Annotated in this window: 1 protein-coding gene and 2 pseudogenes; 2 read left to right on the top strand and 1 reads right to left on the bottom strand. The window is 66.9% G+C overall.

The window, feature by feature from the left end; genetic code table 11:
• Positions 1–231, top strand: a pseudogene (locus tag EOD07_RS37915) (hypothetical protein); the annotation flags it as partial.
• 232 nt (positions 232–463) lie between these two features.
• Positions 464–1,423 (top strand): dihydrodipicolinate synthase family protein, encoded by a 960-nt coding sequence (locus tag EOD07_RS32900; RefSeq protein ID WP_041005080.1) that lies wholly within the window; start codon positions 464–466, stop codon positions 1,421–1,423.
• A gap of 73 nt (positions 1,424–1,496) precedes the next feature.
• Here the strand turns inward: EOD07_RS32900 and EOD07_RS32895 are convergent.
• A pseudogene (locus EOD07_RS32895) lies at positions 1,497–1,885 on the bottom strand (hypothetical protein); the annotation flags it as partial.

Here is a 1,885-nt window from a genome sequence, read left to right as displayed (position 1 = left end):
GTCGTGGCCTATGACGCTGCCACGGCTGAGGTCAACGCGTTCAAGAACGGGACCATACACGCCCTTATCGCCCAGAACCCCAAGCAGGAAGGCGAGGTGGCGATGGAGGCCGCGGCCAAGCTGATCGGCGGCGGATCGCTCGACAAGACGACGCTGACCGAGATCGTCACGATCAAGGCCGGCGACACGGCCGCCGCGGAGAAATACGAATACAAGGGCGATTGCGAATGATCTGAAACGGCCGCTCCGCCCGGTTCGGACGGCGACCTCCGCGATGATCGCGAGGGCTCGCCTCCGCGGCCGGGCGGGACCGGAAGCCGGTGGTGAAGCGGATCGGATCGCCTGGCTTTCCTCGACGGCCTCCCCAGCGGATGCGATCTGACCTCGACTATCCGCTTGGCAAGCGGTGCTGTGTCGGGCCAAACTGGCCAATCTGCATGCCTGCCTCAAGGAGACTTCGAAAATGACCGCCAGTGTTTTTTCCGGCTGCATGCCGGCGCTGATGACGCCCTGCACCGATGACCGCCTTCCCGACTTCGACGCTCTGGTGCGCAAGGGCCGCGAGTTGATCGCCGCCGGCATGTCGGCGGTCGTCTATTGCGGCTCCATGGGCGACTGGCCGCTCTTGACCGACGCGCAGCGCATGGAAGGCGTCGAGCGCCTGGTGAAGGCCGGCGTCCCGGTGATCGTCGGCACCGGCGCCGTCAACACGGCCAGCGCGGTGGCGCATGCCGCGCATGCGCAAAAGGTCGGCGCGCGCGGCCTGATGGTGATCCCGCGCGTCCTGTCGCGCGGGCCGTCGGTGACGGCGCAGCGCCATCATTTCAAGGCGATTCTTGCCGCCGCGCCCGACCTGCCGGCCGTCATTTACAACAGTCCCTATTACGGCTTTGCCACGCGCGCCGACCTCTTCTTCGCGCTGCGCGCCGAGCATCCGAACCTTGTCGGCTTCAAGGAGTTTGGCGGCCCGGCGGATCTGCGCTACGCGGCGGAAAACATCACCAGCCGCGACGACGACGTTGCGCTGATGATCGGCGTCGACACCGCCGTCTTCCACGGCTTCGTCAATTGCGGAGCGTCCGGCGCCATCACCGGCATCGGCAATGTGCTGCCCAAGGAAGTGCTGCATCTGGTGGGCCTCAGCCAGGCGGCGGCGAAGGGCGATGCCGAGGCGCGCCGGCTGGCGCAGGAACTCGACGCGGCTTTGGCCGTGCTGTCCTCTTTCGACGAGGGTCCGGACCTCGTGCTCTATTTCAAGCACATGATGGTGCTGAAGGGGGCCCCCGAATACAGGCTGCACTTCAACGAGACGGACGCCTTGAGCGACAGCCAGCGCGGCTATGCCGAGCAGCAGCTCAAGCTGTTCGACAGCTGGTATGCGCAATGGTCGAGGCAGCCCGCAATGGCACGATACGCGGCCTGAGCTGACATCTCGGCCGGGCCCGCCGGCCGGTGAACAGGCCCGCGCTTACCGCGGGCCTGTTCACACATTCAGGTCAGGCGGCCTTGACCTTCAGTTCTTCCTCGCCGCGCACCATCCTGGTCACGCCGGCGAAGTCGAGCTTGCCGGAACCGAGCACCGGCACTTTCGGCACGATGCGCACTTCGGCCGGCACCATCAGGTCCATGGCGCCGTTCGCTTTGGCGAAGGCCAGGAAGTCGGCGCGGGTGGCGCCGGACGCTTCGGTGATGAGGATCAGCTTCTCGCCCTTGCGCGCGTCGGGCACCGTGGCGACGGCCGACAGCGAGCCTTTCCACAGTTCGCCGGCCAGCGCCTCGACCGCGGCAAGAGAGACCATCTCGCCGCCGATCTTGGCGAAGCGCTTGGCGCGGCCGCGGATCGAGATGAAGCCGGCGTCGTCGACCGCGACGACGTCGCCGGTGT

This window comes from Mesorhizobium sp. M2C.T.Ca.TU.002.02.1.1 (assembly GCF_003997225.1).
Note: the sequence above shows the minus strand (reverse complement) of the source record. Positions and strands in the feature narration are given on the sequence as shown.